Here is a 20,023-nt window from a genome sequence, read left to right as displayed (position 1 = left end):
CTCCTTTAAGCCCGTTTAAATTGGTCTAAAAACCGAATATCGTTTGTGTAAAAGTGGCGAATATCATCAATACCGTATTTCAGCATTGCAAATCGTTCCACACCCATACCGAACGCAAATCCGCTGTATTCTTCTGGATCAAAGCCACTCATTTCAAGAACATGTGGATGAACCATTCCAGCACCTAATACTTCAATCCAGCCTGTATGTTTACAAATGCGACAACCTTCTCCTTTGCATATGCCACACGAAACATCAACCTCCACAGAAGGTTCTGTAAATGGGAAGAAACTTGGACGCAAACGAATGCTTCGATCAACACCAAAATATTTTTGTACAAACGCTTCTAGAATTCCTTTTAAGTCACTCATACGAATATTATGGTCTACGTATAATCCCTCAATTTGTAAAAATTGATGGGAGTGTGTCGCATCATCATCATCCCGGCGATAAACTTTACCAGGGCATACAATCTTAACAGGGCCTTTTCCTTCATGTTTTTCCATCGTACGAGCCTGTACAGGAGATGTTTGTGTTCTTAGTAACATGTCTGTTGTTACATAAAACGAATCCTGCATATCCCTGGCCGGATGCTCTTGCGGCAGGTTCAGCGCTTCAAAGTTATAATAATCCGTTTCTACTTCCGGTCCTTCCGTCACTTGAAACCCTAACCCAATGAATATGTCCTCAATTTCTTCTACTACTGCTGTTAATGGATGGCGGGCCCCTCGTTTAATTTCCTTTCCAGGCAGCGTCACATCTACAGATTCTGCTTGTAATTTTTCTTCTAATGCCTTTTTCTCCAGCTCTGCCGACTTTTCATCCAGCTTTTCTTGAATATGTTCACGAACGTCATTAGCTTTTTGTCCGACTTTCGGTCTTTCTTCAGCAGATAATTTCCCCATTCCTCTTAACACTTCAGTGATAGGACCTTTTTTCCCTAAATATTTCACTCGGACATCTTCTAATGCCTTAACAGTGTTGGCTTCCTTAATTTCTTGCAAAGCTTCGTCTCCGAGCTCTTTAAGCCGTTCTATCATTAATGACTCCTCCTTTTTATATAAACACAAACATAAAAAAACCTCGTCCAACAAAAGGGACGAAGGTTCGCGGTACCACCCTTGTTAATCGCAAAAAAACACTCAGCGATTCACTCGATGTATCGATAACGGAATCCCGGGGCACTTTAACGTAACAGTCGTCAGCGTCTTCCAGTGCCGGCTCCAGAGCGAATTCAGTCAGCCTTTCGATAGGAATGTTTTCAGTCTATGACATTCCCTCCCTGCATGACGGTTCCTAACTTACTACTCTCTTTCCACGCCTTTTTTATATTTTTATTTAAGTATATAACGAACGGATATGGTGTTAGTATATGAAAAAATCTTTTTCATTGCAAGTTGTTTGCGATTATATCGTTTGTTTCAAGTGATATAGTAAAATCCCGGTGGCCACTGATACATTCAACGACTCCGCGTTACCGTATATCGGGACGTATATGTTTTGATCGGTCATTTCTAAATATTTTTCCTGTACACCTGCTCCCTCATTACCAACTAACAGAGCAAAACCTTTTTGGGATGCGATTGCGGAATGAGTAGTTCCTTTGCCAACTGCCGTCCCAAAAACAGGAATGGACATTTTGTTGCATCCGTCTATCCATTCTTCGAGTTCCCCTTTTATAACAGGAAGGTGAAACAGGGAACCTTGTGTTGCTCGTATCACTTTATCATTATAAGAATCTACAGTACCTTCGCCAAGGATAACAGCTGTTATACCAACTGCATCTGCCGTTCGAATGATTGTACCTAGGTTTCCGGGGTCTTGAACACCATCTACGAACAAATAATTGTTATTTTGATTCAATAACACATCCCTTTGATCAGGCATTCTGCAAATAGCTAGAATTCCTTGCGGTGTCTCGGTGTGACTCATTTCATTCATTACCTGTTCTGTTACGATAGTGACAGGAAGACCTGAAACGTCAAGATGTGGGCGAAATTCTTTGTTTTCGCTGATTAACAATTCTTGCACCGTTACCTCATGGCTGAGAACCTCTTCTAAAAGGTGCCATCCTTCCACTACAAATTGTTGTTCTCGTTCTCTGTACTTTTTTTTCGATAAACGCTTCACACTTTTCACTTTCGGGTTTTTCGTAGAATCAATTCGGTTCAATCGCATTCCCTTCCCTTGCTTGGCAAAAATACATATATTTTTCTTTATTTGTCATACTACAAATATCGACATATGTTGATACTTACTATTTTATCACAAATGAGGAGGAAAAGAAGATGTCATTTAATCTCCGATCGGCCGTACTTCAAAATGTATCAGGCCATAGCGAAGAAGACGTGGAAGCAACAATAAAAGACGCCGTTGAAAGCGGGGAGGAAAAAATGCTTCCCGGACTCGGTGTTTTATTTGAAGTGTTTTGGCAACAAGCCGGTGAAGAGGAAAAAAATCAAGTAATCACCGATATTTCCCAAGGTCTGCAATAGCAATTCCACAAACTATCCCTTACATTCCATCTCTTTTTAAAAAAGAAGCTGTCTCAAAAGTTAATATTAAACTTTTGAGGTCAGCTTTTTCACTTCCGTTATTAGTCATCTAGTTGTTGATATCCTGATTGACTGAACTGATTGATAAGAAATGATTTTTGCATAGTAACCTAATCGGCGTTCAGACAAAGCTCATGAAGAGTGGTTTTGTTCTAGCTTATACATCAAAAGTAATGGACTTTACTTTTTCTTCATCCAATCCTTTTACAATCTCTACAAAAAGTTGAACAGCGTGTTCAAAATCATCGTAATGTAAGATTGCCGCATGTGTATGGATATAACGTGTCGGAACAGTTATCGCAAGGGATGGGACCCCTTCACCAGAAAGATGAATCGAACCTGCGTCTGTCGCACCACCACTCATTGCGTCAAATTGATACGGAATATTGTGTTTATCCGCTGTTTCCGTAACAAAGTCACGCAAACCTTTGTGTGAAACCATAGAACGGTCAAACACTAAAATTTGTGGACCTTTACCGATTTCTGCTTTTGCATCATTTTCTGTTACTCCGGGGGTATCACCGGCAATACCAACATCAACCGCAAAACCGATATCGGGGGTGATTTTGTTCGCAGCGGTCTTTGCTCCCCGTAAACCGACTTCTTCTTGTACAGCTCCGACTCCGTATACCTCGTTAGCGTGTTCTTCATTTTGCAGGCGCTTCATTACTTCAATAGCAATGGCACAACCAATCCGATTATCCCATGCTTTTGCCATCATCAACTTTTCATTGTTCATCACCGTAAAGTCGCAAATTGGTACAACAGAATCACCGGGAGTAACGCCGAAGTTTTCTGCTTCCTCTTTACTGGAAGCTCCGATATCGATAAACATGTCTTTTATTTCAACGGCCTTTTTGCGTTGTTCTGCTGACAGAATATGTGGTGGCTTTGAACCAATCACACCGACAATATTACCTTTTTTCGTCATAATGTTCACGCGCTGAGCAAGCATAACTTGGCTCCACCAGCCGCCAACTGTTTGAAATTTCAAGAAGCCTTTATCATCAATTTGTGTAATCATGAATCCAATTTCATCAAGATGTCCGGTAATCATAATCTTCGGTCCACCGGCTTTACCAGTTTTTTTGGCAATTAAGCTTCCTAAATGATCGGTGGTTATTTCATCCGCGTAAGGTGAAATATTATCTCTCATGACGTCTCTTGCTTCTTTTTCATTACCCGGAATACCATTTGCATCCGTCAATTCTTTTAACATATTCGTTGTTTGATCTAAATTTGACACGATTACAACATCCTCCTTCAATTATGTACTTCCTTATTTTAGTATATAGCGAACTGTTTCGATACTCAAATAATTTTTAATATCCTTCATTTTGTCGTTTATGATTTGTATTATTTTTAGACATATACGCTGTCTCAATATCCTGTTCATCATAGCCTAACATTTCCCCAAGCTTTAAATACGTTTGAAACAACGTTAAGTAACTATCCTGACTTTGCTTTGTATTAAATACAGCTACAGCTTGATATACCGCATGAAATTGTTCTGTCAATGATTCCATTTTATCTGCAGGCTGAGCAGGAACCTTTTCCCATCCTCCATCTATACCAAGCGATAAAATAAAATGCAATCCATCTACATACTCCTCTAAAATAACCCTTTCATCCGCAGCTGGTTTGCGGCTCCAATATTTGAAACAGCGTGTTTCATTCGCAAGTTCCCCGATTTCAACTTGCAACGCTAATATTTTGTCTGTGCGGACTTCTTCTCTTTGAAGGCCGTGTTCTTCTAAAATTTTATTATCCAATTGACGCTGAATCGAAAATAATTGCTCCATCTTATCTTTTCCCTTCTCTTATCTTTTCCATTACAATGAAACTAGAAATGAATATATTTCGTATAGTATACTGCAAACAATTTCTATACTTCGAACGTTAATAAAAAACAGACTACACTAAAGTTACAAGGGAGGCAGTGACGAATGGCCCTTTTATTACGCGCACTCATTTTCATCGCTTTAATTATTCTGATTTATGCTGTCGTCAAATACATTTTAAACCCTAAACGAAAACTAGAATTAGCCCATGAAAAGAAAAACTTTTACTTTCTGGACGAACCGAAAAATGTACGCAAAAATTTTCTTATCACGTACAAAGGCGTTATGTTTGAAGGGGAAAAGTATTTAGGTACTACAGAAAACGCTTTTGATATTACTTTTGTCTCCATTTGGGTAAAAAATAAAGATCGTTTACAAGGACTTCAACTACAAGATTTCAATTTTCTTGAAAAAGAAATTCGTCAACACTATTCCCATGCAGAATTAGACTGGAAAAGTCCAATCAAAGAATTTATCCGACAAGCCGAACAAGATAAAAAGTAAAAGCGCCACGTGTATCAGTAACACAAATGGGACTCCGACAATGAATGGTGTATGTTTCGTTTTATGGCGAAACATGTACATCGAAAGCAGAGTTCCTGCACTCCCTCCTATTATCGTTAAAAACCATAGTTGTTTTTCACTTATCCTTTGTCTTCGTTTACGTGCATTTCGTTTATCTATCCCCATAATCAGCCACGATAAAACACTAATAAACCCCATATAACCTAAAATGTATGACAGCATCTATCTGTCTCCTTATGAAAATAAGCCCGGGAAACATATCAAACAGTTCCCGGGCTTATTATTTATTATTTCAAATGAGCTTTTGCTTTATCGGCTAACTCAGAAAATCCTTTTTCATCATTTACAGCCAAATCCGCTAGCATTTTACGGTTCATATTAATATCTGCCTGCTTCAATCCGTGCATCAAACGGCTGTATGATAGTCCGTTCAAACGAGCAGCGGCATTAATACGTGTAATCCAAAGTCTGCGGAAATCGCGTTTACGTTGACGGCGATCCCGATATGCATATTGTAGTGATTTCATTACCTGTTCTTGTGCTGTTTTAAACAAACGGTGCTTCGAACCTTGGTAACCCTTTGCTAGTTTCAGTACCTTATTCCTACGACGACGCGCCACATAACCGCCTTTTACTCTTGGCATCGTCTATCCCTCCTTCAATTTCAATTCGATTTATTCGTATTAGTATTTACTGTTTGGTAACAAGCTGTCGATACGCTTTTGGTCTGTTTTATCGACCATAGCTGGCTTGCTTAAATCTCTTTTTTGATCTTTAGATTTATTGCGGAACAAGTGACTAGTAAACGCGTGACTACGCTTTAGTTTTCCTGAACCTGTTCTGCGAAAACGCTTCGCCGCACCTCTATGAGTTTTCATTTTTGGCATGATTGGTTCCTCCTTGTTTTACTTAAGCTTTCGCTTTATTATTCACGGGTTACTTGCTTTCTTTTTCCGATTTTGGAGCGAGCATTAAAAACATGCTTCGTCCTTCCATCTTCGGCTTTGTTTCTACAGAAGCAATGTCTCCACACTCTTCAGCCATCCGTTCTAACACTTTCTTTCCGATGTCAGAGTGAGTAATCATACGTCCGCGGAAACGAATTGCTGCTTTTACCTTATCGCCTTTAGTTAAAAACTTACGGGCATTCCGAAGCTTTGTATTAAAGTCATGTTCTTCGATGTTTGGGCTCAAGCGTACTTCTTTGACGTTAATCACTGTTTGCTTTTTACGAGCCTCTTTTTCTTTCTTCTGCTGTTCAAAACGGTACTTTCCGTAGTCCATAATACGGCAAACCGGTGGCTTCGCGTTTGGAGCTACTAGTACTAAATCAAGGTCTGCATTTTGAGCCAAATCCAACGCTTCGTTTTTCGATTTTACCCCAAGCTGCTCGCCATTGGAATCGATAAGGCGTACCTCGCGTGCCCGGATTCCATCATTAACCTTCATGTCATTACGAATAATGAGCCACCTCCAAAAAATTTACGAATCAAAGCATCCAGATGCTTGCACAAATTGTGCCGACTTCTACATTGACTTATACAAAAAGAACATCTTTGTGAGCTATATAAGTTTATTAGAAGCTCTTTTTACTAGCAGAAGGTCCGCTACCGTTAAGTGCGAACTTAGCAGAAGGTCTTCTTTACCTTAAACACAAAAAAGTGGGCGCATACACACTGCGCCCACGATTGGTTGTTAGAGTTCACCGTGACCTGCCGACAGCCTTTAGCGTCAATCAGGTGAGAAGCGGGCGCTTCTGCTTTGCTTTGGTATCGTTATTGAAACACTTACTAAAGATACCACATGCCTATCAGACTGTCAACCTTCGTCCTGTTTATTACTTTAAAAATAGTGAATCTTAAGCAGTTTCTCTATGTCTGCTGCCGGCATAGGTTTACTAAAGTAAAATCCTTGCATCTCATCGCATTTTTCCTGCTGCAGAAATTGAAACGTTCCTTTTGTTTCCACACCCTCTGCTATCACTCTCATACCGAGACTTCCAGCTAGATGAATAATAGAGGAAATAAGAGCCCGATCTTTTTCCTTTTCATTAATATGATTCATAAATGATTTATCAATTTTCAGCGTTGTTAACGGAAAATGGCGCAAATAGCTCAAAGAGGAATATCCAATCCCAAAATCATCAATAGACAAATGAACACCCATTCGGTGTAGCGTATGGAGTGTGTTCGTTGTCAGACCGGTGTTTTGGAGAAGGCTGTTTTCGGTAAGTTCTAGTTCCAATTGTTTGGCAGGAACTTGAGCGTTCTCCAGCATTGTTTGTACGGTATTTGCAAAATGCGATTGGTTAAAATGCTCCGCTGCAATGTTCACACTCATTCGTAATTGAGAGTAACCCTGTTCACGCCATAATTGCAACTGGGTCAACGCCTTTTCTAATACCATTTCTCCGATTGGTATAATCAAACCTGAACTTTCCGCTATGGGTATGAATTTACCGGGAGAGATAATCCCTTCTTCTGGATGGTTCCATCTTATTAAAGCTTCTACTCCTACTATTTTATTCGTTTTCAAACAAACCTGGGGCTGATAATACAGTTCAAATTCATCATTGGATAAAGCTTTACGAATATTGTTTGTCATATAAATTTTTTCAGTAATGTGTTCATTCATTTGATCTTCATAGACGCAGCAAAGGTTTCTCCCTTTTTCTTTTGCTGTGTACAGAGCGGTATCTACATTTTTCAACAACTCCAGCGAAGACTTACCGTGTACGGGATAATGACTAACGCCGACACTAATTGTTACATAATAAGCAATTTCTTCAGAAATGAACGGCTCCTTAAAAGCTTCAAACAGTGAATCCACCACATCATTAGGCTGAAATGTTATCAATGCAAACTCATCCGCTCCTAAATGATAAACAGGAAGCTGCTTTCTCTGCAAGCGTTGAGCTGCCTGCTTTAAGACGTCATCTCCTACCTTATGCCCGGATGAATCATTAATTTGTTTAAATTGATCTAAGTCAATCATAATCAACTGAAACGGTTCTCCCTTTTTTATATGACAGGTAAGATCATCCAATAGCTTTTGTCTATTTGGCAATCCCGTCAATACAGTATGATATGTCATATGATGAACTTGCTGCTCTGTTTGTTTTTTCTCATCAATATCAATAGCAGTGCCCACAATTTCTTTGACACGTCCATTCTGATAAATCGGAGATAAACTGATATAAAAATATGTATGAAACAAATTAATTTCAAAAGAACAATTTTTTCCTGAAAAAGCTTCTCTATAATAGGATTCGAGTATATGTGCATCGTCTTCTAAAAAAATTTCAAACGCCGTCTTCCCGTACAATTTCTCCGGTTTTACGGAAAACCTTCTCTTCAATTTCCCTGCAAAAAAAGAATAAACGAAAGTCTCTTCATACTGTCTCACTTTAAAAACCAAACTGTCCATATGGTTCAAAATTTCATAAAAATCATCCTGCACAGATTCTAGTTTTTTCGCTTCTTGCTGCTTTTCTTCGGTCACATCTTTCATAACTGCTATACTCCTATATACGTTTCCACCTTCATTGAAGAATGGAAATATACTCGTTTGAAGCCAATATGTACCTCCTTCTTTATGATGATTCTTTATTTCCCCTTCCCAAACATGACCTTTTTTTATGGTATCCCACATTTTTTCAAAAAATGAACCAGGATGATAGTCTGATTTTAGAAAATGATGATATGTACCAATGATTTGTGATCTGGAACAACCTGATACTTCAGAAAATAAAGTGTTTACATCTGTGATGACACCGTTTTCGTCCATGACAGAAATCAGAAGCGATTGATCTAACTCTGAAATAAAGCCTTTTAATTGATAAAGGCTTTTCGATATTTCAGACGTTGTATTCACGCGCTGCTGCTTCCATTCTTCTTCTATTTTCTTTAACATTTCCGGCATTGTATTGGGGTTGTATAGAGGAATCTCCATTACACAACCTCCCTTGAACATTTTATAGGATTTATTTATTAGTCATCTTCCGTCTATCAAGAAATTTGTCGATAGCTGTTAGTTAAATTGTAACTATTTTCTCATTATTATTCAATCTTTTATTAATAAAATAATACCGTTTTCCTATTTAAAGTGAACATATAGGATTACATTTTACATATGCTTGGTTCATTGTCGGCATTTAAAAACCCGAATAAGGAGAAGAGTCCTCATTCGGGTTAAGAGAATTTTATTCTTAGTCTAAATGTCTATTGTCTATTTTTTCTTTTATTGTTCTCGTAAATTCTTCTAGTTCAACGGTCTCGGAGTCTTGTTGACTATAGCGCCGTACATTGACAGTACCGGCTTCTATTTCTTTATCCCCAATTACTAGCATATAAGGCGTTTTCTTCATTTGTGCTTCACGAATCTTATATCCGATCTTTTCATCTCGAGTATCTACTTCCACACGCACTCCCGCTTTTCTCAACTCATCTTCCACCTTACGGGCATAATCAAGATGTGCATCAGCAGATACAGGAATGACTTTGGCTTGTACAGGAGATAACCAAGTCGGTAACGCCCCTTTGTATTCCTCAAGTAAAAACGCAATAAAACGTTCCATCGTTGAAACAATACCACGATGAATGACAACAGGACGGTGATCTTGACCATCTTGGCCTACATACGTCAAATCAAATCGTTCTGGTAAACGATAATCCAATTGTACCGTGGAGAGTGTTTCATCTTTTCCAAGAGCGGTTTTGACTTGGACATCCAGCTTTGGTCCATAAAACGCTGCTTCTCCAATCGCTTCCACGTAATCGACATTCATGTCATCCATCGCCTCTTTCAGCATGGATTGAGCTTTTTCCCACATCTCATCGTTATCGATATATTTCTCTTTATCTTCAGGATCACGATAGGATAGACGGAAATAGTAATCATTCAAACCAAAATCTTTGTATACGTGTTGTACAAGTTCCACTGTCCGAATAAATTCTTCTTTTAATTGATCAGGACGAGCAAAAATATGCGCGTCATTTAACGTCATCGCGCGAACCCGTTGTAAGCCGGCGAGGGATCCAGATTTTTCATAACGATGCATCATTCCAAGTTCCGCAAGTCGAACGGGGAGATCACGATAGCTGTGAAATTGATTTTTAAATACCATCATATGATGTGGACAGTTCATCGGACGAATAACAAGGGTTTCATTGTCCATTTCCATCGGCGGGAACATATCGTCTTGATAGTGATCCCAGTGACCAGATGTTTTGTACAATTCTGAGCTTCCAAGGACAGGTGTATAAACATGATCGTACCCTAAACGTTCTTCCATATCGACAATATAACGTTCGATTGTACGACGAATTGTTGCCCCGTTTGGAAGCCATAACGGAAGACCTTGTCCTACTTTTTGATTTATTGCAAAGATATCAAGTTCTTTCCCGATTTTGCGATGGTCGCGTTCTTTCGCTTCTTCTAACATCTTCAAATGTTCATCCAGTTCAGACTGCTTCCCAAACGCCGTACCATATATCCGCTGCAGCATTTTATTATCGCTGTCTCCACGCCAATAAGCTCCTGAAATATTCATCAGTTGGAACGTCTTCAGTTTCGCCGTATTTGGCACATGAACCCCTCGGCACAAATCAAAAAACTCACCTTGTTCATAAATGGTAAGTGTTTCACCTTCAGGTATATCTTCAATTAATTCCAATTTCAAATCATCACCGATGTTTTCATAAATCTCTTTTGCTTGTTCGCGTGTCACTTCTTTTCGAACAATTTCATGATTTTCATCGATGATTTTTTTCATTTCTTTTTCGATTTTCGGTAAATCTTCCGGGGTTAAAGCGTGAGGCATATCTATATCATAATAAAAACCATTTTCAATGACGGGCCCAACCCCAAGCTTCACATCATCGAACAATCTTTTCACAGCTTGGGCCATCAAGTGAGCCGTACTGTGACGCAGAATCTCGAGTCCTTCCTCATTTTTTACCGTAATAATTTCAACGGCTCCATCCTCATGAATCGGTGTTCGTAAATCAATTAATTCTCCATTATGTTTTCCGGCAAGTGCTTGCTTTTTCAAACCCGGACTGATAGAGAATGCTATTTCTTCAGTGGTCACTCCTTCATCAAACGCCTTAACATTCCCATCAGGAAATGTAATATTTACTTGATTTTCCAACTTCATTCCCTCCTATGTCTTCATATATAACCATAAAAAACACCCCTTCCTTGTACAGAAGGGGCGTAATATACGCGGTTCCACCCTTGTTTTCAGACCTATGTCTAATCTCAAAGACCGAAGTAACGATTCGGTTGTCGTCAACGGATAGTAAGGAAGGTATGTAAGCAATTCCTGTTCCCCGCTGCTGCTAAAAGGTGGTAAGAAACTATATTTTTACGAAAAGCTTTCAGCCATGACTTTTCTCTCTAAAGTAAAAAAACCATAATTTCTCTTGTCCTTATGAACGCATTTTCCTTTTGTTAATACTATTTTATGATTGTCATTATAGAGAGAATTCCAATGAAAATCAAGCCTTCTTTTGTTTTAACGGCCATTCTTTTTTTGGAAAAGTTTTCATTTTTTCTTGAAAAATCATTTGAAACGTTTGAACCGTTCCGTCTTCTGTATCAGAATAAATAAATAATTGCTCCGGTGCTAGACTTACCGCTGGACTGATAACCATATATTCAAAAGGCAACTGTTTCTCAAAAACAATCGTCGGTTCTAAATGATGAAGTCTTGTCCACTCATCAATGATTTGTTTATCTTCATCTAAAAATACTGGTTCTTCCTGAAGTAAAACATGAAGTTCCGGACACGTCGGGTTTGTATGTTTAATGTAATGGCGGCACCCTTCAATCATTGTTTGATATTCTTGTTCCCATTTGTACTCATCAATTGCAGCTGAAGCCGCCTTTACAAGTAAGTGATGATAGGTGCCTAAACGGAATGTAAGCATAGGTTCCCATTGAATTTCTTTCGTTTGCTTCATTTCTTCGGTCATTTCCCGATAGACAAAGTGTTTTCTTTTTTGTAAAAGACTGGTTTCCGGAACATCTTCCCTCTTCCCGTCCAACAAGGAGTTCGCAATATCGGTAATAGCCGGGGCTTCTTCTTCATATAAAAATGTTCGTTCAATGTACCCTTGTACCCACTGCAATTCTTTTTCTTCTACCATATAATCACACAGACTGGCAGCCAAATAAGGAACAAGACTCTCCCGCCACTGTTGCTCATTTCCATAGAAATCCCACTTTATTTTGGCGTTATGTTTGTAAATATCACCGGTGTTTATTCCTTTTTGTTCCCATTCTCGTTTATCTTGTGTAAAAATTTGATAAACTACAGCGCTATCCGCTTCACATTCAAAATCGATTGAGAACAATCGTTCATTCCCCCTTACTCACGGCATCTTTATCTTTTGCATGGTTTGTACTGTTTTATAACTATGGAAAAGGAACAAGAAACATGCCTAAAAAAATCTGCGTAGGATGAAACGAATTCTTAAGGAGGAGATGTGAATAAAGCATGGATCAATATTATGATAATGGTGGGCGATATTAATTGTTCGAACCACGTAAAAACCTCCCGAAATCGTTTCAGGAGGTTAAATGTTTTATTTTAATTTTGCATGACGAAGTCTTTTTCTGCTGTCGTTTCGCCGTCGAACCGGCGTAAAATATTATATTTTGTATCACGTTGCGCCGGGATTTTTCCAGCTTCACGGATATACTTCAAAATTTCGTTCGTGTTCACCTTATGTGTTGTTCCGGCTGCTGATACAACGTTTTCCTCCATCATCGTACTCCCGAAATCATTACAGCCAAATTCCAATGATTTCTTCCCGGTTATTGGTCCCATCGTTACCCAGGAAGACTGGAAGTTAGGAATATTATCTAAGAATAAACGGGAAATCGCAACGTTTTTCAAGTAACCTTCAGACGAAATGATTTCTCCTTTCATCCCATTATTTCCAGGCTGAAATGTCCAGGAAATAAAGGCAAGGAAACAATCCATTTCATCTTGAGCATCACGAATCCGCTGCAGGTGCAGAGCGCGCTCTTCGTATGTCTCTGTTAATCCAATAACCATTGTGGCTGTTCCATGCATACCGACTTTCTTCGCTGTCTTCATGCACTCAATCCATTCTTCCCAGCTTGACTTTAAACGACTCACTTTTTGACGAGTCTTTTCCGTCAAAATTTCAGCACCGCCACCAGGTACAGAATCCAATCCTGCTTCATGTAATTCTGTTAACACCTCTTCAATGGAAAGGCCAGATACTTCCGACATTTTAAATATTTCAGAAGGTGAAAAAGAATGCATAGTGATGTTAGGGAACCTCTTCTTAATATTACGAAGCAAATCAGTGTAATAGCTGAACGGTAAATCTGGATTCGTACCACCCTGCATTAAGATTTCAGTGCCATCTACATCTTGTGTTTCTTGTATTTTATTAAAAATATCTTCATCTGAAAGAACATAGCCGTCAGATGATCCGGGTTTTCGATAAAATGCGCAAAAACGACAATACGTATCACATAAGTTTGTATAGTTAACATTCCGTCCTATAACAAATGTGGTTACCGGTTCAGGGTGCCACCTCTTCGTTATTTCATTAGCCGCAGCACCTATTTTTTCTAATTCATCACTTTCATATAGTGCCACCGCATCTTCCATTGTCAAGCGTTCTCCATTCAAAGCTTTTGTCAGAATCGAGTCTATACTCATTACTTAACCCCCAAACCTCGAGAATGAATCCGGGCATTTTTTGTCCGGTAAAAATAGTATACGTATGATTTGTCATACATTTATAAACAATACTTTCAGTCTACCATATTTTCCTATCATTTTCCCACAGATTGGCGGGAATCTTTACATTTCTCTTCGATTTTTTCCATCCACAAATACCGGAACCGTTAAATGTTTAACCCGTTCCATAATTCGTTTTGCTTTTAATTCTTCAATGCCACCTTTTTGAGAATAGGCAAGATGGTTTTCTAATTCATCATAGTCATAATTTGACGTATACACTGTTGGTAGTTTTTGCATCAAACGGTATTGAAGGATAACACCAAGGACATCATCACGGATCCAAGCTGACGTTGTTTCTGCACCAATATCGTCAAGCATTAACACTTCTGCATTTTTGACTTCATCCATTTTTTCCTGCACTGTTCCATCCGATAAAGCCTGTTTCATTTCTCGGAAAAAATCAGGAGCATACACTATCATGGAAGAAATATCACGCACCATCAATTCATTAGCAATCGCACCTACCATGTACGTCTTTCCTACCCCGAATTTTCCGTGTAAGTACAAGCCGGTTGCGTCCTCCCCCGGATTTGCTTCAAATGCGAATTTCAAACAAGCATTGCTTGCCGACAATCTGCTGGCATGATCTTGTTCGATATCGTCAAAGCTGGCTTCAAGAATTTCTTTTGGAATATGCATGCTTTGAATGAGTGATTGCTGTCTTTTTTGCTCATCGGCCTGTTGTTTGAGACGGCATGGGTGGTAACGAACAGTTAGTTGACCAGTATCTGAATACAATTCCGGCTGATAGCCCTGCATCATATTAGGACAATTTTTAAGTCCTGGACAGGTGTCACAATTCTGCCTTTCACGTTTGTATTCAAACAACTTCATCATGTTGTTCTCCATGGCTTCTTCTGTCACTTCTGGATGTTCCTGTTGGAATGTTTGTATCTTAGGATAAGATAATACTTCTTCCCGCAGTTCTTCGTAACGGCGTCGCCAGTCTTTGTTTTTCATAAACTGGTCCAACGACGACCGGATAGAATTCATTGTTGGTCACCTCATTTTTGGCGGCTGCTTTTACGCAACCTAAGCATTTCCTCAAACTGTTGTTTTTCTTCATTAAGCTTTGTTTCTTCTTCTTGTTTAGATTCCGCTGTTTTCTCTTGATTATTATCATTCTCAAGCCACTTTGGAAGCTTGTCCTTTCTCACATAAGGACGAGTAGAACGATTTTTATTGTTAGACGACGTGGAACGGGATGACTCCTGTTGCGCCCGTTTCTTTTTCTCCTGATATTCTCTTTTAGCAAGCTCCATTGCATCTTCCACTGTATAAATCTTCTTTCTCGACCACTGTCCTGCAATAGTCTGAACGAAATTTTTGACCAGCTTCATATTATTTAATCTCATAGCATAGTCAACCAATACGTTGACCACACCAGGCTGTAGTTGATAATCAAATAAGAGTGATTCAACAAGTTTCACATCTGTTTGCGGGGCCTTTGCTCCATCAGAAACACTTTCTAGAAAAGACAACGGCGATGTTTTTTCATAAAAAAGTACCATTTTTTCATGCTCTGTTAAAGATTCATCTTTTTCATCTTTTTCTTTCATCGTTCGATACTTATCCGGCTGCGTCCGCATTCCAAGAGCAGGCGGAGAACTTCCGTGTTCCGTGCGATACCATTCCTGTGCTCTGCGACGCAATTCGTTCTGATCTACCGTTTCATCACTAGCCAATGACTGCTGGACCAATTTGCTCATCACTAACGGCTCAATCCGGTACACAAAAGCCAAACGGACTATGGCTAATTTTGTAGGCTCATCTAACAATGTATCACCGTCAATAAAAACGGGAAGATCGGCTTTCAACAACTCTAAATCATACTCTTCTTCCCTAAATGTAACATCGCCGTTATGAACGATTCCTTGATATTCATGACTATCTGCAAAAGCATTCTCATTCATCACAGGAGTCATCTCTGAGTATTGTAAAGAAGTATAAACATCATTAAACGCTGCTGTTACTTCCGTATATGCTCTTTCATCAATGGCTTCAATCATAAAACGGTTTCTTAACTCAAGATATCGATTTTTCCCCAGTTTATTAAATAAAAAAACACTTAGAACATCATTTTGAAAAAATTGTGCCGGTGTCATAGGCGGCTGGATTTCATAAATAAATAACGTAGAAGTATCTTCTTTTCTTTGAAACGTACGCAGTAATCCAATACCTTCTAATCGCCTTCTTGCCTCAAAAATGTCATCGAGCGGGAGGCTGAGCATCGCCATTAATTCATGGTGAACCGCTTCACTGCTGAAAAAACAGTCTTTTTCCAATTTACTCCACAACATGGAATATAATGAAATAGCTGTCGACCCAACAAGAGGTTGATATAATAATTGCAATGTTTTAAAGTCTCTATCTCCTAATTGATCAGCTGTTCGTACTGAAAATCTATCAACTGGTAAAAGCTCTGTCCAGTGCATAATCATGGCTGCCTCCCCTCTTTGATTGATCAGAGCACATTTAGACATAACACAATCATTCTCTATTTTTCATCCTTACTAATCAATTCTTTCAATTCATCAATGAAAACATTAATGTCTTTAAATTGTCTATACACCGAAGCAAATCGGACATACGCGACATCATCGACATTAGCAAGTCTTTCCATAACCAATTCCCCAACTTCTTCGCTTTGTATCTCTGACTTTCCGTCACTGCGAAGCTGTTGTTCTACTTCACTAACGATATCTTCCAGCGTTTCTAGAGCAACCGGCCTTTTTTCACAAGCACGAATAAGACCACGCAATATTTTTTCGCGGCTGAATTCCTCTCTCGTTCCTTCTTTTTTTACGACAACAAGCGGAATTTCTTCTACCATTTCAAATGTGGTGAAACGTTCATGACAGGCATCGCATTCACGCCGACGCCTTATTGATTTCCCTTCATTGCTCGGTCTAGAATCAAGCACTCTTGTTCCATTGGAATGACAAGAGGGACAACGCATATTTATCATCTCCACTAAACGAACTATGTCCGACATCTTTATTTACAAAAAGCTTCATTTAACGATACATTCATATACTCCATCATACCATTAAAGCTTGCCGATTGGAAAGAAAGAGAGGAGAAGGGGAAAAGAAAGGATAAGAAAGGAACATATTATTTAAAAAAAGAGACAATATATGAATAGGAGGGTGTCGAAATGAAAGATAAAACGGTATTGAATATAACAACCATCATAGGAGTTGGAGGGATGACTCTTTTATTTCGCAAAGGGCCGATAAAAGAGTGGATTCTCGTTTATTTATTAAAAACATTGGTTTGTACGCTTTTGGATGTACCGGTCGTTCAGAAAAAATTAGTGAGGTATCCTAAACGTTATTTTGCCAAGTCTTTTGATTCTAATGTCGTCTACATTTACATCATATTTCCACTGTTATGTGTTGCCTACAACCAGTTTACGTTTCAAAAAAATTTACTGAAAACAATACCAAATGTGTTCTTCTTTAGTGGGCCTATGGCAATAGTGGAAAATTGGTTGGAAAAAAACACTAAGCTTATTCAGTATGGAAATGGATGGAACAGTTATTACACATTAGCGTATCTAACATTTTCCTTTTGGTTAGTCCGAACATTGATAGTGTGGATTCGCTGGATAGATAACAAAAGATCTTCTTTCCATTCTTGATGCCTGTTCTAGTTATATTGAGACTCTTCTGAGAAATAATGGTGATAAATTCCAACAACCCTATTCCAATCCAATGGAATAGGGTATTATCCATCATAACTATTTAACTAACCATCGTTTTTTTAGAAAGTAGACAGCCAACGTAATGAACTAAATCAACGACACGGCAGGAGTAAGCCCACTCATTGTCATACCAAGCTATTATTTTTGCTTGTTTTTTATTCATTACGGTTGTTGACAAACCATCCACAATGGCTGAGTGATTATTGCCGTTAAAATCAACCGACACAAGCGGATCATTTGTTATATCCAAAATTCCTTTCATATTTGTATGTGCTGATTTTTCAAATGCCTGATTAACATCTTCTGCATCGACACAGGTTTCTAAACTAACGACTAAATCAACAAGAGATACGTTTGGTGTTGGAACCCGCAACGCCATACCATTCATTTTTCCATCAAGATGGGGCAGTAATTTAGATATTGATTTAGCAGCACCTGTAGAGGTTGGAATGATGGACTGTCCACAAGACCTTGCCCTTCGTAAATCTTTATGAGGATTATCAATATTCATCTGATCATTCGTGTAAGAATGAACGGTTGTCATTAAACCACTTTCTATTCCAAACGTGTAATCGAGGACTTTCACTACAGGAGCTAAACAATTAGTAGTGCAGGAAGAATTAGATATAATATGATGATTATCCGGTTGATATTCCTCTTCGTTCACCCCCATCACAATTGTCACATCTTCTTCTTTACCCGGTGCGGTGACGATTACTTTTTGTGCACCTGCTGTAAGATGACGCTCAGCTTCGTGTTTTGATTTAAATTTGCCTGTAGCTTCCACCACGATATCTACTTGCAACTGTTTCCATGGAAGATATTCAGGGTTCCGATTATTCACTATAGCAATTCGTTTATTATTTACAATAATTTCATCGTTATCGCTTTCAATATTTCCATCAAAGATGCCATGAGTCGAATCAAATTTTAATAAATGAGCCAGTGTTTCCGCAGGATAACTGGCATTAATAGCTACGATATCAAGCGATTCATCCATTAACGCCTTTCGAAATACCATTCGTCCAATACGCCCAAATCCGTTTACAGCTACTCTCGGTTTCATAAAACAGATATCCTCCTCACAATTATGTTATACTAAATAGCCATTATTTCATAATTAGTATATCATAATTATAAAAATTTGTACCTTTTTTAAAAAAATAAGGGATTTGTTCCTATCTATAAAAAAGAATAGAGCTTAGGAAAAGTTTAAGAGAAGCCCGTCCAAACAACAAAAATTTTATATTCCCTATCGTATCTAAAAAACCTCTCCTTCGGTAAAAACACCTGAAGGAGAGGTTAAATCAATGTATATTCCATTGTTTTAGTATGTCTTTTAATTGAGTGATAGTATGTTCTCTTGTCGTATTATTATCAATAATAGCATCCGCATAATCCAATTTTTCATCTAATGACATTTGTGAAGCTATTCTCTGGTTTGCGTCTTCTCCTCCCGCTTGGTCCCGATGAATTAAACGTCTTTTCTGTTCTTCTTTGTTCACATAAACGAGTAACACTTTATCCACCATAAACTGAAGATTATTTTCTATCAACAAGGGAAGGTCAAACACGATCACATCATATCCTTGTTTTTCAAACATAGCTTTTTTCTCCAGCATTCGTTTGCGAATCGCCGGATGCATGATTTGGTTCAGTATTTGTCTTTTCTCAGAGTCCGAAAAAATCAATGTCCCTAGTTTTTTACGATTTAAACTTCCATCAAGTTCCAAAATTTCATTTCCAAAATGTTCGACAATTTGTTCGTATGCCAATTCTCCTGGTTCAGCAACTTCTCTGGCAATCTGATCCGCATCAATGACAGGATACCCATACTGCTCCAATTCCGTAGAAACTAGACTCTTTCCACTCGCTATTCCTCCTGTCAATCCGATAATCATCGTCTCTCCCTCCTTTCTGATTACTAAATTAATGCAAATTCCATACTCCTAAACAGATAAGTACAACCCCCGGCAAAAATGAAAACTTTTGAACCAGTGGTGTACCGGCTAATTTACGACCGCCTTTCATACCTACCGATAAAAATAAAGCACACATAAGTCCAACGGTTACAGCTAAAATGATAGGAGACAATCCTAATAAAGCAGATGCCGTGCCCGCACCAAATGCATCAAGCGAAAGAGCAGCACCTAAAAACACGGCTTCTTTAGTATTAATTGTCCCCGAATGATCAATATCCGCTTCATCCGGTTTTTTCACAATAAAGACGAGCTGCTTCCAAAACCCTTTTGGCTCGGATGTCGTTTTCTTTTCACCTTGTCTCACGCTTTGATTTTGATTTGTGTCATCCTTCAAGACTTGTATAATTGCCCATATCCCAATGCCTATTAAAATAACTCCACCCATTACTTCCGTTACGGCATCCGGAAGATATCTCGACATTAGTGCAGCCATCATTCCCCCAGTCAATACCGAAAAAGCTGAACACAAACTAATGCATAATAAAGAGTAGAACGGCAATTTTAACCCTCTAAGACCGTAAGCAAGACCCGCACCGAAACTATCAACACTCACAGCAAACGCCAATACACATAGTGAAAAAAATACTGTCATAGGAGATGAGCTCCTCCCTGTTTTTTCTACGATA

General features: G+C 38.7%; 21 protein-coding genes and 3 other annotated features. Of the genes, 3 read left to right on the top strand and 18 right to left on the bottom strand.

From position 1 onward, the window contains the following. Positions 1 to 5: 5 nt before the first annotated feature. Together pheS and J2S78_RS05075 are read right to left on the bottom strand one after the other, a co-directional pair. Positions 6 to 1,040: a phenylalanine--tRNA ligase subunit alpha gene (gene pheS, locus J2S78_RS05080; protein ID WP_306896856.1), complete on the bottom strand. Its 1,035-nt coding sequence runs from the start codon at positions 1,038 to 1,040 to the stop codon at positions 6 to 8. A 52-nt stretch (positions 1,041 to 1,092) separates the two neighbouring features. Next, positions 1,093 to 1,327 (bottom strand) — a binding site (T-box leader). Positions 1,328 to 1,407: 80 nt separating this feature from the next. Continuing rightward, positions 1,408 to 2,172: a TrmH family RNA methyltransferase gene (locus tag J2S78_RS05075; RefSeq protein ID WP_306896855.1), complete on the bottom strand. Its 765-nt coding sequence runs from the start codon at positions 2,170 to 2,172 to the stop codon at positions 1,408 to 1,410. 116 nt (positions 2,173 to 2,288) lie between these two features. Here J2S78_RS05075 and sspI point away from each other — a divergent pair, with 116 nt between their 5' ends. Beyond that, positions 2,289 to 2,495: a small acid-soluble spore protein SspI gene (sspI, locus tag J2S78_RS05070; RefSeq protein WP_306896854.1), complete on the top strand. Its 207-nt coding sequence runs from the start codon at positions 2,289 to 2,291 to the stop codon at positions 2,493 to 2,495. Positions 2,496 to 2,712: 217 nt separating this feature from the next. On the opposite strand, the gene J2S78_RS05065 is transcribed toward sspI, so the two are convergent. Both J2S78_RS05065 and J2S78_RS05060 read right to left on the bottom strand, forming a co-directional pair. Then, positions 2,713 to 3,801: a M42 family metallopeptidase gene (locus tag J2S78_RS05065; RefSeq protein WP_306896853.1), complete on the bottom strand. Its 1,089-nt coding sequence runs from the start codon at positions 3,799 to 3,801 to the stop codon at positions 2,713 to 2,715. 76 nt (positions 3,802 to 3,877) lie between these two features. After that, the gene (locus tag J2S78_RS05060; RefSeq protein ID WP_306896852.1) at positions 3,878 to 4,357 is read right to left on the bottom strand and encodes a dUTP diphosphatase; all 480 of its coding nucleotides are present in this window, start codon (positions 4,355 to 4,357) and stop codon (positions 3,878 to 3,880) included. A gap of 144 nt (positions 4,358 to 4,501) precedes the next feature. Here J2S78_RS05060 and J2S78_RS05055 point away from each other — a divergent pair, with 144 nt between their 5' ends. Continuing rightward, the gene (locus tag J2S78_RS05055) at positions 4,502 to 4,900 is read left to right on the top strand and encodes a sigma-w pathway protein ysdB (RefSeq protein ID WP_306896851.1); all 399 of its coding nucleotides are present in this window, start codon (positions 4,502 to 4,504) and stop codon (positions 4,898 to 4,900) included. Here J2S78_RS05055 and J2S78_RS05050 read toward each other — a convergent pair. The 11 genes from J2S78_RS05050 to nrdR form a co-directional block, all read right to left on the bottom strand. Next, positions 4,841 to 5,119: a DUF1294 domain-containing protein gene (locus tag J2S78_RS05050; RefSeq protein ID WP_306896996.1), complete on the bottom strand. Its 279-nt coding sequence runs from the start codon at positions 5,117 to 5,119 to the stop codon at positions 4,841 to 4,843. The genes J2S78_RS05055 and J2S78_RS05050 overlap by 60 nt on opposite strands. A gap of 89 nt (positions 5,120 to 5,208) precedes the next feature. After that, positions 5,209 to 5,565, bottom strand: coding sequence for a 50S ribosomal protein L20 (rplT, locus tag J2S78_RS05045; protein WP_125556922.1), 357 nt, complete (start codon positions 5,563 to 5,565; stop codon positions 5,209 to 5,211). A 39-nt stretch (positions 5,566 to 5,604) separates the two neighbouring features. After that, positions 5,605 to 5,808 (bottom strand): 50S ribosomal protein L35, encoded by a 204-nt coding sequence (gene rpmI, locus J2S78_RS05040; protein ID WP_125556920.1) that lies wholly within the window; start codon positions 5,806 to 5,808, stop codon positions 5,605 to 5,607. A gap of 49 nt (positions 5,809 to 5,857) precedes the next feature. Next, complete coding sequence (gene infC / locus J2S78_RS05035) at positions 5,858 to 6,370, bottom strand: translation initiation factor IF-3 (RefSeq protein ID WP_125556918.1); 513 nt, start codon at positions 6,368 to 6,370, stop codon at positions 5,858 to 5,860. Between the two features lie 198 nt (positions 6,371 to 6,568). Next, positions 6,569 to 6,689 (bottom strand) — a sequence feature (ribosomal protein L20 leader region). Positions 6,690 to 6,763: 74 nt separating this feature from the next. Beyond that, positions 6,764 to 8,872, bottom strand: coding sequence for a sensor domain-containing protein (locus J2S78_RS05030; RefSeq protein WP_306896850.1), 2,109 nt, complete (start codon positions 8,870 to 8,872; stop codon positions 6,764 to 6,766). A gap of 256 nt (positions 8,873 to 9,128) precedes the next feature. Beyond that, positions 9,129 to 11,072 carry a threonine--tRNA ligase gene (gene thrS / locus J2S78_RS05025; protein WP_306896849.1) on the bottom strand — a complete coding sequence of 648 codons (1,944 nt, stop codon included), beginning with the start codon at positions 11,070 to 11,072 and terminating at the stop codon, positions 9,129 to 9,131. A 56-nt stretch (positions 11,073 to 11,128) separates the two neighbouring features. Continuing rightward, positions 11,129 to 11,368, bottom strand: a binding site (T-box leader). Between the two features lie 53 nt (positions 11,369 to 11,421). Continuing rightward, entirely contained in the window at positions 11,422 to 12,279 is an 858-nt protein-coding gene (gene ytxC, locus J2S78_RS05020) for a sporulation protein YtxC (protein ID WP_306896848.1), read from the bottom strand. A gap of 236 nt (positions 12,280 to 12,515) precedes the next feature. Further along, positions 12,516 to 13,625 (bottom strand): cyclic dehypoxanthinyl futalosine synthase, encoded by a 1,110-nt coding sequence (gene mqnC / locus J2S78_RS05015; RefSeq protein WP_306896847.1) that lies wholly within the window; start codon positions 13,623 to 13,625, stop codon positions 12,516 to 12,518. Positions 13,626 to 13,769: 144 nt separating this feature from the next. Continuing rightward, positions 13,770 to 14,702 carry a primosomal protein DnaI gene (gene dnaI, locus J2S78_RS05010; RefSeq protein WP_306896846.1) on the bottom strand — a complete coding sequence of 311 codons (933 nt, stop codon included), beginning with the start codon at positions 14,700 to 14,702 and terminating at the stop codon, positions 13,770 to 13,772. Between the two features lie 11 nt (positions 14,703 to 14,713). Then, a complete protein-coding gene (locus J2S78_RS05005) occupies positions 14,714 to 16,150 on the bottom strand; it encodes a replication initiation and membrane attachment family protein (protein WP_306896845.1) in 1,437 nt (478 codons plus the stop codon). Positions 16,151 to 16,206: 56 nt separating this feature from the next. Beyond that, positions 16,207 to 16,668 carry a transcriptional regulator NrdR gene (nrdR, locus tag J2S78_RS05000; protein WP_125555126.1) on the bottom strand — a complete coding sequence of 154 codons (462 nt, stop codon included), beginning with the start codon at positions 16,666 to 16,668 and terminating at the stop codon, positions 16,207 to 16,209. A gap of 198 nt (positions 16,669 to 16,866) precedes the next feature. Here nrdR and J2S78_RS04995 point away from each other — a divergent pair, with 198 nt between their 5' ends. Then, entirely contained in the window at positions 16,867 to 17,352 is a 486-nt protein-coding gene (locus J2S78_RS04995; RefSeq protein ID WP_306896844.1) for a CBO0543 family protein, read from the top strand. A 103-nt stretch (positions 17,353 to 17,455) separates the two neighbouring features. Here J2S78_RS04995 and J2S78_RS04990 read toward each other — a convergent pair whose 3' ends face one another. From J2S78_RS04990 to ytaF, 3 genes are all read right to left on the bottom strand, one after another. Next, positions 17,456 to 18,481 (bottom strand): glyceraldehyde-3-phosphate dehydrogenase, encoded by a 1,026-nt coding sequence (locus tag J2S78_RS04990; RefSeq protein ID WP_306896843.1) that lies wholly within the window; start codon positions 18,479 to 18,481, stop codon positions 17,456 to 17,458. A 241-nt stretch (positions 18,482 to 18,722) separates the two neighbouring features. Then, positions 18,723 to 19,316, bottom strand: coding sequence for a dephospho-CoA kinase (gene coaE / locus J2S78_RS04985; protein WP_306896842.1), 594 nt, complete (start codon positions 19,314 to 19,316; stop codon positions 18,723 to 18,725). Positions 19,317 to 19,344: 28 nt separating this feature from the next. Then, entirely contained in the window at positions 19,345 to 19,989 is a 645-nt protein-coding gene (ytaF, locus tag J2S78_RS04980; RefSeq protein WP_306896841.1) for a sporulation membrane protein YtaF, read from the bottom strand. Positions 19,990 to 20,023 lie beyond the last annotated feature (34 nt).

The sequence above is a fragment of the Salibacterium salarium genome, from assembly GCF_030813635.1.
Lineage (GTDB): Bacteria > Bacillota > Bacilli > Bacillales > Marinococcaceae > Salibacterium > Salibacterium salarium.
This window is presented reverse-complemented; position numbering and strand designations above follow the sequence as displayed.

What these genes read in the sequence shown, in the direction of transcription:
- rpmI (WP_125556920.1), bottom strand. Translation starts at nt 5,808, where the DNA reads ATGCCAAAAATGAAAACTCATAGAGGTGCGGCGAAGCGTTTTCGCAGA.
- J2S78_RS05005 (WP_306896845.1), bottom strand. Translation starts at nt 16,150, where the DNA reads ATGATTATGCACTGGACAGAGCTTTTACCAGTTGATAGATTTTCAGTA.
- J2S78_RS04990 (WP_306896843.1), bottom strand. Translation starts at nt 18,481, where the DNA reads ATGAAACCGAGAGTAGCTGTAAACGGATTTGGGCGTATTGGACGAATG.
- sspI (WP_306896854.1), top strand. Translation starts at nt 2,289, where the DNA reads ATGTCATTTAATCTCCGATCGGCCGTACTTCAAAATGTATCAGGCCAT.
- dnaI (WP_306896846.1), bottom strand. Translation starts at nt 14,702, where the DNA reads ATGAATTCTATCCGGTCGTCGTTGGACCAGTTTATGAAAAACAAAGAC.
- rplT (WP_125556922.1), bottom strand. Translation starts at nt 5,565, where the DNA reads ATGCCAAGAGTAAAAGGCGGTTATGTGGCGCGTCGTCGTAGGAATAAG.
- J2S78_RS05060 (WP_306896852.1), bottom strand. Translation starts at nt 4,357, where the DNA reads ATGGAGCAATTATTTTCGATTCAGCGTCAATTGGATAATAAAATTTTA.
- mqnC (WP_306896847.1), bottom strand. Translation starts at nt 13,625, where the DNA reads ATGAGTATAGACTCGATTCTGACAAAAGCTTTGAATGGAGAACGCTTG.
- J2S78_RS05055 (WP_306896851.1), top strand. Translation starts at nt 4,502, where the DNA reads ATGGCCCTTTTATTACGCGCACTCATTTTCATCGCTTTAATTATTCTG.
- J2S78_RS05050 (WP_306896996.1), bottom strand. Translation starts at nt 5,119, where the DNA reads ATGGGGTTTATTAGTGTTTTATCGTGGCTGATTATGGGGATAGATAAA.
- nrdR (WP_125555126.1), bottom strand. Translation starts at nt 16,668, where the DNA reads ATGCGTTGTCCCTCTTGTCATTCCAATGGAACAAGAGTGCTTGATTCT.
- J2S78_RS04995 (WP_306896844.1), top strand. Translation starts at nt 16,867, where the DNA reads ATGAAAGATAAAACGGTATTGAATATAACAACCATCATAGGAGTTGGA.
- J2S78_RS05030 (WP_306896850.1), bottom strand. Translation starts at nt 8,872, where the DNA reads ATGGAGATTCCTCTATACAACCCCAATACAATGCCGGAAATGTTAAAG.
- ytaF (WP_306896841.1), bottom strand. Translation starts at nt 19,989, where the DNA reads ATGACAGTATTTTTTTCACTATGTGTATTGGCGTTTGCTGTGAGTGTT.
- coaE (WP_306896842.1), bottom strand. Translation starts at nt 19,316, where the DNA reads ATGATTATCGGATTGACAGGAGGAATAGCGAGTGGAAAGAGTCTAGTT.
- pheS (WP_306896856.1), bottom strand. Translation starts at nt 1,040, where the DNA reads ATGATAGAACGGCTTAAAGAGCTCGGAGACGAAGCTTTGCAAGAAATT.
- infC (WP_125556918.1), bottom strand. Translation starts at nt 6,370, where the DNA reads ATGAAGGTTAATGATGGAATCCGGGCACGCGAGGTACGCCTTATCGAT.